13 protein-coding genes are annotated in these 14,280 nt (G+C 35.5%); 6 read left to right on the top strand and 7 right to left on the bottom strand.

The genetic code is table 11. The annotated features are described in order from the left end of the window. Positions 1–83: 83 nt before the first annotated feature. Positions 84–551, top strand: coding sequence for a DUF386 domain-containing protein (locus tag GXZ93_02350; GenBank protein ID HHT78626.1), 468 nt, complete (start codon positions 84–86; stop codon positions 549–551). Between the two features lie 18 nt (positions 552–569). Here the strand turns inward: GXZ93_02350 and GXZ93_02355 are convergent, their stop codons facing one another. Then, positions 570–1,319: an IclR family transcriptional regulator gene (locus tag GXZ93_02355; protein HHT78627.1), complete on the bottom strand. Its 750-nt coding sequence runs from the start codon at positions 1,317–1,319 to the stop codon at positions 570–572. A gap of 440 nt (positions 1,320–1,759) precedes the next feature. Between GXZ93_02355 and GXZ93_02360 the strand changes: the two genes are divergently transcribed. Beyond that, on the top strand, positions 1,760–2,959 hold the full coding sequence (locus GXZ93_02360; GenBank protein HHT78628.1) for a pyridoxal phosphate-dependent aminotransferase: 1,200 nt from the start codon (positions 1,760–1,762) through the stop codon (positions 2,957–2,959). Positions 2,960–2,970: 11 nt separating this feature from the next. Next, positions 2,971–4,992: a PAS domain-containing protein gene (locus GXZ93_02365; protein ID HHT78629.1), complete on the top strand. Its 2,022-nt coding sequence runs from the start codon at positions 2,971–2,973 to the stop codon at positions 4,990–4,992. Between the two features lie 242 nt (positions 4,993–5,234). On the opposite strand, the gene argJ is transcribed toward GXZ93_02365, so the two are convergent. The 6 genes from argJ to rpe form a co-directional block, all read right to left on the bottom strand. Beyond that, positions 5,235–6,488 carry a bifunctional glutamate N-acetyltransferase/amino-acid acetyltransferase ArgJ gene (argJ, locus tag GXZ93_02370; GenBank protein ID HHT78630.1) on the bottom strand — a complete coding sequence of 418 codons (1,254 nt, stop codon included), beginning with the start codon at positions 6,486–6,488 and terminating at the stop codon, positions 5,235–5,237. After that, positions 6,481–6,627, bottom strand: coding sequence for a hypothetical protein (locus GXZ93_02375; GenBank protein HHT78631.1), 147 nt, complete (start codon positions 6,625–6,627; stop codon positions 6,481–6,483). Before GXZ93_02375 ends, argJ begins: the two co-directional genes overlap by 8 nt. 297 nt (positions 6,628–6,924) lie before the next feature. Next, a complete protein-coding gene (locus GXZ93_02380; GenBank protein ID HHT78632.1) occupies positions 6,925–8,001 on the bottom strand; it encodes an aldose 1-epimerase family protein in 1,077 nt (358 codons plus the stop codon). A 196-nt stretch (positions 8,002–8,197) separates the two neighbouring features. Further along, complete coding sequence (locus GXZ93_02385) at positions 8,198–8,977, bottom strand: DeoR/GlpR transcriptional regulator (GenBank protein ID HHT78633.1); 780 nt, start codon at positions 8,975–8,977, stop codon at positions 8,198–8,200. Positions 8,978–9,048: 71 nt separating this feature from the next. Continuing rightward, positions 9,049–9,642, bottom strand: coding sequence for an SIS domain-containing protein (locus GXZ93_02390; GenBank protein HHT78634.1), 594 nt, complete (start codon positions 9,640–9,642; stop codon positions 9,049–9,051). Between the two features lie 34 nt (positions 9,643–9,676). Then, on the bottom strand, positions 9,677–10,336 hold the full coding sequence (gene rpe, locus GXZ93_02395) for a ribulose-phosphate 3-epimerase (GenBank protein ID HHT78635.1): 660 nt from the start codon (positions 10,334–10,336) through the stop codon (positions 9,677–9,679). A 166-nt stretch (positions 10,337–10,502) separates the two neighbouring features. Here rpe and GXZ93_02400 point away from each other — a divergent pair, with 166 nt between their 5' ends. The 3 genes from GXZ93_02400 to GXZ93_02410 all read left to right on the top strand — a co-directional run. Beyond that, positions 10,503–11,207: a triose-phosphate isomerase gene (locus tag GXZ93_02400; protein HHT78636.1), complete on the top strand. Its 705-nt coding sequence runs from the start codon at positions 10,503–10,505 to the stop codon at positions 11,205–11,207. A gap of 56 nt (positions 11,208–11,263) precedes the next feature. Beyond that, complete coding sequence (locus GXZ93_02405; protein ID HHT78637.1) at positions 11,264–11,764, top strand: YjbQ family protein; 501 nt, start codon at positions 11,264–11,266, stop codon at positions 11,762–11,764. Between the two features lie 42 nt (positions 11,765–11,806). Further along, positions 11,807–14,280, top strand: a 2,474-nt coding sequence (locus GXZ93_02410) for a dehydrogenase (GenBank protein HHT78638.1), incomplete at its 3' end; no start/stop codon positions are given.

Genomic DNA, 14,280 nt, shown 5'->3' on the forward strand with positions numbered 1-14,280 from the left:
GAATATGATAAGCTTTTTTGATTTCATTGTCCAGTTTTGAAAACAAATTATAAAAAATATTCAATAGAAATTTAGGAGAAATAATGATAGTAGGCAACAGGCATAATACTGATTCGCTTATTTTCAAATTTATCGATGAAAGAATAAAAAAGGTGCTCAGTTTTGCAGAAAAAAATGATTTTAAAGCACTGGAAGACAACATTTATGAGATAAATGGAAAAAATCTTTTCTATATTCTTAGTTCATACAAAACATCTGAAAAAATCTCTGAAAAATATGCTGAAATTCATAAAAAATATATCGACGTACAGATATTATTATACGGGAAAGAAAAATTCGGCTATTGTGATATATCGTCAGTAAAAAAAGTATATAAGGAATATGATGAAAACAAAGATATAGAGCTTTATTCGGCAGTTGAAGATGAAGATTTTTTTGTTTTGAAACCTAATATGTTTGCGGTATTCTTTCCCGAGGATATACACAGGCCCGGTCTGAGTGCCGGTATTCCAAGAAACGTAAGAAAAGTAATATTCAAACTGGCTGTCTGATTTTAGGATAAGTTTTGATTAAGCGGTATAGCCCATTTTTCCGGAGATAAGTTTGCTGTTTTCCAGAATAAGATCCTTATATTTTTTCAACTGTTTGTCAAGATTTTCTATATTGAAAATGAAAGTCACGCTTATTGATGCAAAAACCTTGTTTGAGCTGTCAAGTATTGGCGCAGCAATACAGCCTACATTTTCCTGATACTCTTCCCTGTCCATTGCATATCCCTGTTTCTTTATCAGTTCAAGCTCAGAGATAAATTGTTCCCTGTTTGTGATTGTGTGCTCTGTAAATTTACGTAAATTTATAGAGGCAAGAATTTTTTCCAGAAAATCTTCGGACTGAAAGGCAAGAATGACTTTGCCTACTCCGGTACAGTGCCATTGCGTAGCTTTGCCTATCTGGGAGTGCAGTCTGATTGGATTAAGGCTTTCTCTTTTATCAACATAAACTACTTCATCGCCCACAAGCTGGGCAAGATGGATGGTTTCTTTTGTAACTGAATTAATTTTGTCAATGTAAGGTGCTGCAATTTCTATAATTTTGAAATCCTGTATTATATGATTTGCAATTTCTATGAATTTAATACCGAGCTTATATCTTTTTGTTTCATTGTTTTTATCTATATAGCCATGCTTGCCGAGCTGTGCAAGAATCCTGTAAGCAGTGCTTTTATTTATATCAAGAGCTTCGGACAGCTCTTTCAGGCTCATTTCAGAATTGACTTTTAAAAACTCAATAATGCTGAATATTTTATTAAGTAGCTTCATCTGATTATCAACCTTATAAAAATCCTGTATAATAGAGAAAGATAATATACAATATTTCATATTATAAAATCTAATTTTAGATTATGCAATCATTAGTCGTATAGGCATGACTTCTATATCAAAAATACTAAAAATTAGTTTAGTAAATAAAAAAATAAAATAAAGATTGCAAGGCGTATGAAAAGATCTTTGCGCTTACCGGCTTCTAATATCCGACCTGATATCTGATAGCCTGCAACAAATATAAACTTAAAGCAACAGTTCACTTTTAAATCATAAATTTAAAAAAACAGTTCACTTTTAAAATGCAGATGACAACAAATATGAATTTATTGAAAAATTAAAAAATATTTTATAGAATTAGATACTTGTACTTTTATTCTTTTTTACTTTTAAAAATGATTTTTATGAATAGAATATCCACAGGAGAGGACTAAAAAATGGAATTGGCAGAAAGACTTGGCAGACTTGGAAGTGAAAATGCTTTTACCGTTCTCGGAAAAGTTATGAAATTAAGGGAACAGGGAAAAAATATTGTAAGTTTCTGTATTGGTGAACCTGATTTCAATACACCTGAAAATATAAAAAATGCCGCCATTAATGCTATAAACAATAATATGACTCATTACAGCCCTTCGGGCGGTTTTCCGGATTTTAAGAGGATTATTGCTGATTATATTTCAAAAACAAGAGGAATAAATGTAAGCGAAGAAAATGTATGTGTCACATCGGGAGGAAAACCAATCATTTATTACACTATACATGCTTTGGTTAATCCGGGCGATGAAGCAATTTATCCTAATCCCGGATATCCGATATATGAATCAATTATAAATTTCGTTGGCGGAAAGCCTGTACCCCTTCCTCTTCTTGAATCAAGGGAATTCAGTTTTGATGTCGGAACGCTTGAAAATATTGTTACGGACAAAACAAAATTGATCATTATAAATACTCCCCAGAATCCTACGGGCGGACTGCTTTCCAAAGAAGATCTCAAAGCAATTGCAAAAATTGCAGTTGAACGCAATATATTTGTTCTTTCTGACGAGATTTACTCAAGAATTTTATATGAGGGAGAGTTTAACAGCATATCTTCCCTGCCGGGAATGCAGGAAAGAACAATAATTGTTGACGGTTTTTCGAAAACCTATGCCATGACCGGCTGGAGACTCGGGTTCGGCATTGCAGACAAAGAATTAATGCAACATATTACTAACCTTGAAAATAATTGCGAATCCTGCACTGTTACATTCAATCAGTATGCCGGCATGGAAGCACTGACAGGTCCCCAGAATGAAGTAGACAAAATGGTGCAGGAATTCAGGGAAAGAAGAGACTTAATTGTAGACCTTTTAAACGACATAAAAGGATTCAGATGCCTTAAACCAAAAGGAGCTTTCTATGCTTTCCCAAATGTAACACAAGCTTGTAAAAACCTTGGTTTCAAAGATGCGGAACAGCTTCAGGACTATCTTCTTTATAAAGGTGATGTTGCAGTTCTTGCAAGAACATCATTTGGCTTGAAAAATAAAGATGAGAAAGAAGAATATATAAGACTTTCGTATGCAACATCCAAAGAAAATATCATAGAAGGCCTGTCGAGAATAAAAAAAGCTGTCGAGAATAAAAAAAATATTTAATTTCAAGAGAAATGAAAAAATTTACAAGGCCAGGATCTCTTTATCTTGTCCTGACAGTTTCGATTGCAATCGCTCTTATTCTTGCTGTTTATTTTGGTGCCAATTTTATTTTAGTCAGCGTAGTTGCCCTTATATTAATCATAGTTTCAGCTATAACTTTCGGAATAAGAGCTTCGATTCCCGGGTTAATCGTTAGCTCTGCCTGCTTGCTGCATTATTTTTATCAATTTTCGGAATGCGCCAATTTTTCAGGAAAGATAATAATCCTTTTGAATTATTTTATTATTGCAATTTCATTGGGAATTGCCAGGGATTTTTTTCAGAAACAGAAAAAGAATATTCTTGATTATAAAAATAGAATTGAAAGTGATGCTGAAGTAGTTTATACACATAGAAAACTGCTTGAAAGCATCCTTGATAACATTCCTGCTGTTGTTTATGTAAGAGATGCTGATCTTAAATTCATAATGGTAAATAAAGCTTTCGAGAAATTGGTCCAAAAAAGTTCAGATTTTCTCATAGGTAAGACTGATTTTGATATTTTTCCTGAAAAAATAGCAAAAAATATGGCCAGGGATGACATTGAAGTTATGAATAATGATATGCCTAAGCTTGGAATTGAAGAAAATATTTTTCTACCGGATGGTAAAAGCATGTGGGTTGTTGCAAATAAAATGCCGTTTCATGATAAAAACGGGAAAGTCAAAGGGATAATAGGTATTTCCTACGACATCAGCAAAATGAAAAAAATGAGCTTGCAGCTTGAAACAATACTGAATGGTTTTCCATATAAAGCCTGGCTGAAAGATAAAAATGGAAGATATCTTGCTGTAAACGAAATTCTTGCGAGATCTGTAAATAAAAGCAGGAAAGAAATAACAGGAAAGACAGTCATGGATATTTATCCGGAAGAATATGCAAAAGAACATATGGCTAATGATCAGCAGACAGTAGATACAAGAAAAACAAAATATTTTCATGAAATGTTGCTTACTAATGGAGTGCCTACGCTACATGAAATCTATAGGGCTCCCGTTATCAATGGAGAAGAAGTAGTCGGTACAATCGGTTATGCAAAAGATATAAGCAAGATGCAGGAGGAATTAAAAGAATTAACAAGATTAAATAATCTTTTCAGCGCTGTAATTGATAATATCCCAATAATGCTTTTTGTCAAAGATGCCGATACCTTAAGATTCAAACTTATTAACAAAGTTGCTGAAGAGCTCATCGGACTGGACAAGAACAGTATCATTGGCAAAACTGATTATGACCTGTTTCCCAAGAAGCAGGCAGACTTTTTTATAAAAAAGGACAGAGAGGCATTAGATACCAACAGACAGCTGGTGATTGAGGAAGAAAATCTTACCTCAGGTAAAAAATCTGTGATAATCAGCACCAAGAAAGTCCCGCTGCTTGATGAAAACGGAAAACCTGTTTGCGTAATCGGAATTTCTGAAGATATTACAAGGCAAAAGGAAATGGAAAAGACTATCAAGGAACTTGCTTATTATGATGAAATTACCAAGCTTCCAAACAGACATTTATTTAAAGACAGATTTTATATCGCTTCAGAATGCTCGAAAAGAGATAAAAAGAAAATGATGATTTCAATGCTTGATTTCGACAAGTTCAAGCTTGTAAATGACAGATACGGACATGCCATGGGTGACAGATTTCTGAAAAGTTTTGCAGACAGAGTAAAAAAAATAATGAGAAAAACTGATACGTTTGCAAGGTATGGAGGAGATGAATTTATATTTATTATAAGCAGTTTTAACAATACCGATGATATGAAAATATTTGCCGACAAAATTTTAAAATCCTTTGATAGTCCTTTTACTGTTGAGGATATAGAATTATACATAAAAGGCAGTATGGGTATTTCCGTATTTCCCGATGATGCGGTTGAACAGGGTACTCTTTTAAAATATGCTGATTCCGCCATGTATGAAGCCAAGGAAAAGGGCGGTAATACATATGTATTTTATAAAGACAGTAATAAAAACAAGACAGGCAGATTATTTGATTAAATATTCAGAATCTGAAAATTTTCACCGGGTGCAGCATTGTTGAGGTTTTTATCACAGGAGAAATAAAGTTAACACTTTTGTTTAATCTGGCAACTGCAATAGCCTGCAGATACATTTCAGGCACTGCTTTTTCTTTGTTTCCTATTAATTTTTTAATATTTGTTAATTAATAATCAGGGGCAACCGCTCAAAAATATATAATTACCCGTATTTAGCCAGAAGCAGATTGTCTGGTACTATTATTATGATCTGTAATGTGAGCTTGCTTTTACAAAATCATGAGTCAGGTCAGTTGTCCATACGAAACTGCTTTGTCTTCCGGTATGCATAATTACTTTTATGTTTATATGCTTGTTTTTCATTGTAGGCAATGCCGGTTCCATATTTTCGGAAACTTCCATACCGTTTTTAAAAATTAGAAAATCATTAATGAATATCTCGACATCATTTATATTAAATTCAACATCTGTTGAGCCGATGGCAGAAGCAATTCTTCCCCAGTTGATTGTCTCCCCAAAGATTGATGCTTTTACCAGTATGGAATTTGCGATTTTCATTCCTATTTTTTTTGCCTCAGCTTTATCCCGACTGCTCCTGACCTCTATCTCTACAAATTTGGAAGCTCCTTCACCATCAAGAATTACTTTTTTTGCCATTTCTTCAAGAACAAAGAAAAGCGTGTGCCTGAAAACATCATATAGCTCTCTGTTATCCTTTGTTATTTCTATGCCGCTCTCACCATTATTCTGAATGAATACCATGTCGTTTGTGCTCTGACAGCCATCAATTGAAATGGAATTAAAGCTTTGGTCTACACCTTCGTGCAGCAGACCATCAAGGAGATTCTGATGAATTTTTACGTTTGTGGCAATAAAACATAAAATCGTGCCCATATTCGGGGCAACCATTATGGAGCCTTTGCCGATAGCTCCGACTATTATGTCTTTTTCCATATTAAAGAATTTTTCAGTATTTATTTTTACAGCTAATTCTTTCGGGTTTTTATCAATAGTAAGAATTGATCTGGCAGCTCTGTGTCCATCGCCGGAGCTGATTGTTTTTGACAGTTCTCTGATACCGCCAAGTATCTTTTCAAGCGGAAGCTGCTTTCCTATTAGTCCTGTTGAAGCAATAGCTACGTTTTTCTTTCCCAGCTTCAGATAACCGGCAGTTTCTTCGACTATTTTCTCAGCATTAATAATTCCCTGCTCGCCTGTGCACGCATTTGCTATCCCCGTATTTATGACAATTGCTTTTATATTGCGCGATCCGGAAAGTTGCCTCTTGTTTATAATAACAGGAGCAGCTGCAAATTTATTTGTTGTGAATACAGCTGATGTAACAGTATCCAAAGGAGTATATATCAGGCTCAGGTCATCTTTTCTGGACTTTCTTACTCCGCTGTGTACAGCCTGCACAAAAAATTCCGGAACATCTGTTATCGTCCCGTTTTCAATCTTTGAAAAATATTTCTCATATTCTTTTTCTTTATGCATGTATGTTCCCCAGACTTAAAGCAAATTCATAATATTCTTTTAAAACCAGCCTGATTTCTCTTGCTGCATCTGCAGTTCTGACATTTAAAAGCTTCTGATTCACTACTGCCATCATCCTTGCCAAGATTACTGTCAGCAATATTTATATGTTAGCCGCCAAGCTTTTTATGGCTGAATGTGTCAGTATCAGCCGGTTTTGAAAATAATAATTTTTACTTTAATTTCTTGATCTTAAATATAATTATTTACTGAAAGAAAAATAAAAATATTTAATATATTAAGACAAATCAATTATTTTTTTAATAAGATGTCTTTAATTTTATTATTTTTCAGCTGTTTTTATTTTATTCTTATTATAGAGAAGATTTAAATAAGATAATTAAAGTAAAACTAAAAAAATTGATTATTTATCATTATATTTTTAAATGCTTTCACTTTATTTACTGAACTTTTTCCTGAAATCCAATATAGCTTCATTGGATTCCAGAATATTGAATTCAAGTCTGTAATCAATTTTTTCCTGTGGCTCAATAAATCTTAATCTTCCTTTTTCTCTTTCAATCTTTCTGCCCTGCCCCATATTATTACAAGGCTCAAGCCCACAGACATATTCTCCCATCCCCATTTGTTTCCATTGAGTAAGATATGGCAGATTATCTTTATTAAACCTTATCCATAATCCAATCCCCTGTCCGCCCCTAAACCGGCTATTGATAAGTGCAATATTCGAATACCCTTCACCATCAGCCTGAATATCATGAAAATAGCATCGTTCAACAAACCCTTTTATCGGATTGGAAAATTTATTAAAAATACCTATTTCTTTTTTTGCCGTATCATCATTAGGAATAATAGAAGCTTTATCTTCTATTACCTCTGAATCTGCATCCAATACCGGATAACCTATATTGATGTGATATAAAATCATTAAAGGCGATTTGGCGTGTCCAATATTTTCCACTGTATCTTCTATCACAAGTTTTGGTTTGTTTATCCATGTATATATTTTTCTTTCCAGCTGCAATTTATCCCCAAAGACTTTTGCTTCTCTTATTTTGCCTCGGGCTTTTACAATATAAGTATCGTCTTTCCATTCTCCATCAACAATTACTTTCTCTGCGCTTATATTCGAAATTCTTCCATGCAGACCTAGCTCTTCTCCATTGTCAGTGTTTGCGGGACCCGTTGTAGTAAGACCACAAGTAGTCAGAAATCCCCCATAAAAAGTTCTTAACCACTCTGCTCCTCTGCTCTCATAATAAACAGAAGAAGTCTCCCTGACTGCAGACTTCCAGTTAAAGGGAATACCTTTATACGAAAAGCTCGATATGTCCATCCCTCTATCGGGCAGTATGGTTAAATTAACCCCCTCGGGATTTCTAATGTCAATCCCTCTTACTCCCCGACTTACACCATCAATATATTCATAATATTTAACTTCACTTAGCTGAGAAATATCTCCCGTTTTTTCACATATTTCTTTTCTGTTTGTCTCTTTGCCGAAGATTTGCATAATCTTCCTTTCTTGTTTTTCTAATTTATTTTTCTTTTATAAATATAAATATTCCGACTTTACTTAATCTGATTTTTTCTCAAAAATGCCAGCTTATGAAAATTTTCCCAATAAATAAATTCTTCAATAAAAATATCTGACAATCCTTGGGAATCAGTACAAATGAATACCAATTAAAATAAGCAGTAGGCATGTATTATGATATAACAACTTTGATATCAAGTTCTTCAATTTCTTTTTTTGACTCTTTGTCTAGTAAAGTATCGGTAACCCAGTAGCTGGCTTTGTCGAGCGAAGTTACAAATGCAAAACTTTCATGGTTGAATTTACTGCTGTCTGCAACTATTATGGTTTCTCTGGAACGCTCAATCATAGTATTGTTTATAACAGCTTCTTCAGCATGATAAGTAGTAAGTCCGATATCTTTGCATATTCCGTCAACTGATAAAATAGCTTTATCCGCTTTATATTTTCCAAGCTGTTCCTGGGCATCTTTGCCGAATGTAAAAGAATACTGTGCATTGATGTCTCCGCCCAGAAGTATCACTCTAAAAGTCGGATGGGCTTCCAGCTCAATCGCCACAGATATCGAGTTGGTCACAATATTTAAGTTTTTATGACGTTTCAGTTCTACGGCTGTGTAGTATGTGGTGGTACCGGAATTAATAAGGAGGGTTTCGCCATCTTTGATAAGATCTGCAGTTGCTGATGCAATAGCTTTTTTTAATTCCATATGTTCCTGCTTGCGACGTTGGAAATCAAGATTATAGAAATTCTTGACTGTCTGTATGGCTCCTCCCTGAGTCCTTTCAAGAAATCCGTCCCGCTCAAGAACATCAAGATCACTACGGATTGTTACAACTGTAGTATCAAGAAGCTTGCTTAATTCAGATACCCTTACCTGTCCGTCTCTTCTTAATATTTCCAGTATCTTTTTTCTTCTTTTATCAATTTTTAATCCGCTTCCGGATGACATAATTCTCCTTTTATTGATTAAAGTAGTCTATCATGCATAAAAAGAGCATTCAATAAAAATAAAACAGGTGCTTACTTATTCAGCCTTTCTCCTACCGCCCCGCCGGGATGAATCAGTGCAAACTGCTCATTGCAGTACCCTGTTTCTTCAATAAGCGCTACCTGAAGCGCATCAAATACTGCCGAGAGCGCTACAAAACTTGAAGTGCCCTGACTGTCATATTTATCGCTCTCACGTTTTATCTTCATTGGTATGACTATGTCTGATTCTGTTGCAATAACTGATTTGAGATTTTCGGTAACTGATATAGTTTTAACACCTTTTTCTTTACAGATTTTTATAATCGGAATCAGTTCTGCAGTTTTGCCGCCACGGGAAGCAAAAACCATAACATCTTCTTTCTGCACAAAACCCATCGCGCCGTGTACTGCTTCAGATGGTGAGATAAACCTTGCAGGACGCTCTATGCAGCACAATGAGTGAGCAAAATGCTGGCAGGCTATTCCGGAATGTCCGCATCCGCTCGTAGCTATGCGTGTGGATTTTGCCAGTATGTCGACAGCTTTTCCAAACGCAGATTTATCAATATTTTCTGATGTTATTTTGATAGCTTCTGATTCAATCTTAAAAGATTCTACCGCCCTTTTCCATGATTCAGGTTTCATTTGTTTCTGCCTTCCTTATAAAAATTCAAAATATTTATTTAATTAACTTTCCGTATAATAAAGACTTTACAGCTTCACCGCGATCTGCTTTTCCAAAAATTGCACTTCCCGCTACAAGAATATCAGCACCTGCAAGGGCTATGTCCACAGCATTTTCTTCGCTTACCCCGCCGTCCACACTTATAAGATAATGAAAGTTTGAAGTTTTCTTTATTGCTGCCATTTTTTTAATTCTTTCCAAAACCTTAGGAATAAATTTCTGGCCTCCAAATCCCGGCTGAATTCCCATGACAAGCAATATATCAATTATTTTGAGATATCTGTTTAAATTTTCAAGTGGTGTGTCAGGCGAAATTGCAAGCCCAAAACCTTTTTTATTGCTTTTACAAATATTATATACATTATCTATATCATCATCACCGGTTTCAATATGCATGGTTATAATATCTGCTCCTGCCTTTATAAATGATTCGGCAAAATAAGATGGTTTTTCAATCATAAGATGGGTATCAAAAATCATCTTGCTTTTACTACGGATGCCTTCAAGAATATTCGGGCCAAAAGATAAATTGGGTACAAAATGGCCGTCCATTACATCAATATGCAGATATTTAAGACCGGCTTTTTCTACTTCTTTTATCTCTTCAGCATACTTTCCTGAATCAGCTGCAAGAAGTGAAGGTGAAACAATCATTTTTAAATATTCCTTTGTAATTTTTGCAAAATAATATTAACTATTTTCTAAATAAAAAGCAATAGATAAATAAATAGAAAATATGGTTGACATTTTAGATATATAAAACTAAATTATATTTGAGATTCAACGATATTAAAGAGTAAATATATTTCAGGAGTAAAGCATGTATAAAGGATTAAAGCCCAGACCGCCTTTTTTTGAAATAGGGCCAAAAGCTTATTTGTACGGAGATCAGATAATAGAACTGGCAATAGCAGCTGACCGGGCATCGGAAAAATATGATGTCGATATAATATTCACCACACCTTATACAGAAATACACAGGGTTGCTGAAGCAACAAAAAATCTTTTTGTATTTGCTCCCCACATGGATCCCATTCCGATTGGACGGGGGCTTGCCGATATTCTGCCTGAATCAGTAAAGGCTGCCGGTGCTGTAGGGGTGATGCTTAATCACTGTGAAAAGCCACTGACTCTCTCTGCTCTGAGCAGAACAATAAAAAGAGCTGAGGAACTGGATTTGATTACAATTGTATGTGCTAACACTATTACGGAAGCTAAAGCAATAGCCTGCTTTTCACCAGACATAATAGTCGCTGAGCCTGATGAACTGATTGCAACAGGAAAAACAAGTGATATGAGCTATGTAAAAGCTTCTACCGAAGCCATAAAATCAGTAGACCCGGAAATCCTTGTGCTGCAAAGTGCCGGAATAAAAAATGGTGACGATGTCTATAATATGATTTTTTCCGGAGCAGAAGCCACCGGTACTTCAAGCGGTGTTGCAACCGCATCTGACCGTGTGGCAATGGTTTATGAAATGATTGGTGCAGTCAGAAGAGCGTGGGATGACAGGAATAAAAAATAATATAAAAATTTGAAGACTTAAAAAAAGATAAGCAATAATCTTACAAAGGAGCAATTATGAAAATGATTCATGAAAAATTTGAAGTACAGTCTGAAGGATTACATCCGACTTTTCACAATGTAACCGATCAGGTTAAAGAAATTGTTAAAAAAGCAAATATTAAAACAGGGATATGTACCATATATTCTCATCATACCACCTGTTCGGTAATTATTCAGGAATGCTCTCACGATAAAACATATTTCGGACTTGAATATCTGCAGCAGGATCTTTGCAACCTTATGGAAAAATTAATACCTACCTGTCGTGTTGAAAATCAGTACATGCATCCCGGACCGAAACATATCGAGTTTGGTGACAGTGTTGGTGAACCAGGCGGCTGGACAAGCTTAAACACTGACGGACATCTTCGTTCAAGTATTTTCGGACGTTCTGAAACTATTGTCATTGAAAATGGCAAACTGGATCTGGGTGAATTTGGCTATACATATTTTGTAGACTGGGATCAGGTAAGGGCAAGAAAACGTACGGTGCAAGTAGTGGTTATTGGTGAATAAATCTGATTTTTCTGAAAATACTTTCATTATTTGGAGAATACTATGACAAAAAAACTAGTTATCGATCCGGCAGAAAGAAGACGTCCTGACAAAATTACTTTTGAAGATATTCCTGTAAACAGATATCAGAAAACTGTTAAAGAAGAAAAAAACAATTTTTCAAAAAGTGATTTCTTGAGGATTTACAGAGATATGTTTATTATCCGGGAATTCGAGACCATGCTAAATGACATAAAAACAAAAGGACAATACGCAGGTATAAAATACGATTACCCGGGTCCGGCGCATCTTGGTATCGGTCAGGAAGCTTCATATGTCGGACAGGCATACGAGCTTGGAATAGATGATTATATTTTTGGTTCGCACAGAAGCCATGGAGAGATACTTGCAAAAGGTTTGTCTGTCATCCATAAATCAGATGATGACAGTCTTTTGAAGACTATGAAGGATTTTTTTGAAGGCAGCATATATAGAGTAGTTGAGAACAATACCTGTTCCCGGACAATAAAAGAAATTGCAAAAGAGTTTTTAATCTATGGGGTTCTTTCAGAAATATTTGGGAGAGTAACAGGTTTTAATAAAGGTCTTGGTGGTTCAATGCATGCTTTCTTTATCCCTTTCGGATCCTTCCCCAATAATGCAATTGTCGGAGGAAGCGCCGATATTTCCACAGGCGCTGCACTGTTCAAACTTGTAAACAACAAGAAAGGACTTGTAGTCTGTAATATAGGTGACGGAGCAATTGGGTGCGGGCCTGTTTATGAAAGCATGAACTTTGCCGCCATGGATCAGCTTAAAACTTTATGGGATAAAAACCACTCCGGCGGTTTGCCAATAATCTATAATATTTTTAATAACGGATATGGAATGGGTGGCCAGACAACCGGAGAAACAATGGCATTCGGTTTGGCATCCAGGCTTGGAGCCGGTGTTTCACCTTCCCAGATGCATGCTGAAACAGTTGACGGATATAATCCGCTGGCAGTAATAGATGCTTTCAGAAGAAAGAAAAAATTAATACAGGACAGAAAAGGCCCCGTACTATTAGAAGTGATAACTTATAGATTAAGCGGTCACAGTCCTTCTGATACTGATTCCTACAGAACTCGCGAAGAAAAAGAATTGTGGCGGAGTCAGGATTCAATTAAAACATTTAAAGCTCAATTAATTGAATCAGAAATAGCTTCAGAGGAAGAAATAAAAAAGATTGAATCCGCTTCTGAAAAAGACGTGGCGCACATAACCCGGCTTGCTGTAGATGAAGAAAAATCTCCAAGGATTAATATGGAAAAACATCCTGATTATATTTCAAAGTATATGTTTTCAGATAAGATTGTTAAAAATATGGATCCTGAAAGAAAACCTGAAGTTCTTATTCCCAAAGAAGAAAATCCAAGAATAGTCCAGATAAAAAATAAGGAAAGATATGCGTTTGATTCTTCAGGAAACTTATATCCAAGAAGCAAAGTCTATCAGCTTCGTGATGCTGTTTTTGAAGCTATGATTGATAAATTTTATGAAGATCCTACGCTTATTGCATATGGTGAAGATAATCGTGACTGGGCAGGTGCTTTTGCAGTATACCGAGGTCTAACCGAGTCTCTTCCTTATCACAGATTCTTTAATGCTCCCATCTCGGAAGGAGCTATTGTGGGAACAGGAGTAGGTTATGCAATGTGCGGAGGAAGAGCTGTGGTAGAGCTTATGTATGCAGACTTTCTGGGAAGAGCAGGAGATGAAGTATTTAACCAGATGAGCAAGTGGCATTCAATGAGCGCAGGAATTCTGAAGATTCCTCTGGTACTGCGCATGTCAGTAGGTTCAAAATATGGCGCTCAGCATTCTCAGGACTGGTCTTCATTATGCACACATATTCCAGGATTGAAAGTTGTGTTTCCAGCTACACCTTATGATGCAAAAGGCCTGATGAATTCTGCATTAAGCGGCACTGACCCGGTCATTTTTATTGAGAGCCAGAGGATATATGATATGGGAGAAATGTTCCATAAAGAAGGAGTTCCGGAAGATTATTATGAAATTGAAATAGGTGAACCCGATATAAAACACCCGGGGAAAGACCTGAGTATTTTATCCGTAGGAGCTACACTTTACAGAGTTCTGCCGGCTGTTGAAATACTTGAGCAGAAATACGGAATTTCGGTTGAAGTAATTGATGCAAGAAGCCTTGTTCCGTTTAATTATGAAAAAGTAATAGATTCTGTCAGAAAAACCGGGAGGATTATAATTACAGGAGATTCATGCGAGAGAAGTTCTCATTTAAAAGATTTTGCCCAGAATATAACTGAGCTCTGCTTTAACTATCTGGATGCACCTCCGGTAGTTGTAGGAGCAAGAAACTGGATTACTCCTTCTTATGAATTGGAAAAATATTTCTTTCCTCAGCCTGAATGGATCATAGATGCTTTTCATGAAAAAATTATGCCTCTGAAAAACTATGTTGCAAAAAATAATTTTTCAGATGATGAAAAGGTAAGAATCTATAAAAATGGTATATA

Source organism: Actinomycetota bacterium (assembly GCA_012837825.1).
In the GTDB taxonomy this organism is placed as follows: domain Bacteria; phylum Actinomycetota; class Humimicrobiia; order Humimicrobiales; family Humimicrobiaceae; genus Humimicrobium.

What these genes read in the sequence shown, in the direction of transcription:
- GXZ93_02350 (HHT78626.1), top strand. Translation starts at nt 84, where the DNA reads ATGATAGTAGGCAACAGGCATAATACTGATTCGCTTATTTTCAAATTT.
- GXZ93_02355 (HHT78627.1), bottom strand. Translation starts at nt 1,319, where the DNA reads ATGAAGCTACTTAATAAAATATTCAGCATTATTGAGTTTTTAAAAGTC.
- GXZ93_02360 (HHT78628.1), top strand. Translation starts at nt 1,760, where the DNA reads ATGGAATTGGCAGAAAGACTTGGCAGACTTGGAAGTGAAAATGCTTTT.
- GXZ93_02365 (HHT78629.1), top strand. Translation starts at nt 2,971, where the DNA reads ATGAAAAAATTTACAAGGCCAGGATCTCTTTATCTTGTCCTGACAGTT.
- argJ (HHT78630.1), bottom strand. Translation starts at nt 6,488, where the DNA reads ATGCATAAAGAAAAAGAATATGAGAAATATTTTTCAAAGATTGAAAAC.
- GXZ93_02380 (HHT78632.1), bottom strand. Translation starts at nt 8,001, where the DNA reads ATGCAAATCTTCGGCAAAGAGACAAACAGAAAAGAAATATGTGAAAAA.
- GXZ93_02385 (HHT78633.1), bottom strand. Translation starts at nt 8,977, where the DNA reads ATGTCATCCGGAAGCGGATTAAAAATTGATAAAAGAAGAAAAAAGATA.
- GXZ93_02390 (HHT78634.1), bottom strand. Translation starts at nt 9,642, where the DNA reads ATGAAACCTGAATCATGGAAAAGGGCGGTAGAATCTTTTAAGATTGAA.
- rpe (HHT78635.1), bottom strand. Translation starts at nt 10,336, where the DNA reads ATGATTGTTTCACCTTCACTTCTTGCAGCTGATTCAGGAAAGTATGCT.
- GXZ93_02400 (HHT78636.1), top strand. Translation starts at nt 10,503, where the DNA reads ATGTATAAAGGATTAAAGCCCAGACCGCCTTTTTTTGAAATAGGGCCA.
- GXZ93_02405 (HHT78637.1), top strand. Translation starts at nt 11,264, where the DNA reads ATGAAAATGATTCATGAAAAATTTGAAGTACAGTCTGAAGGATTACAT.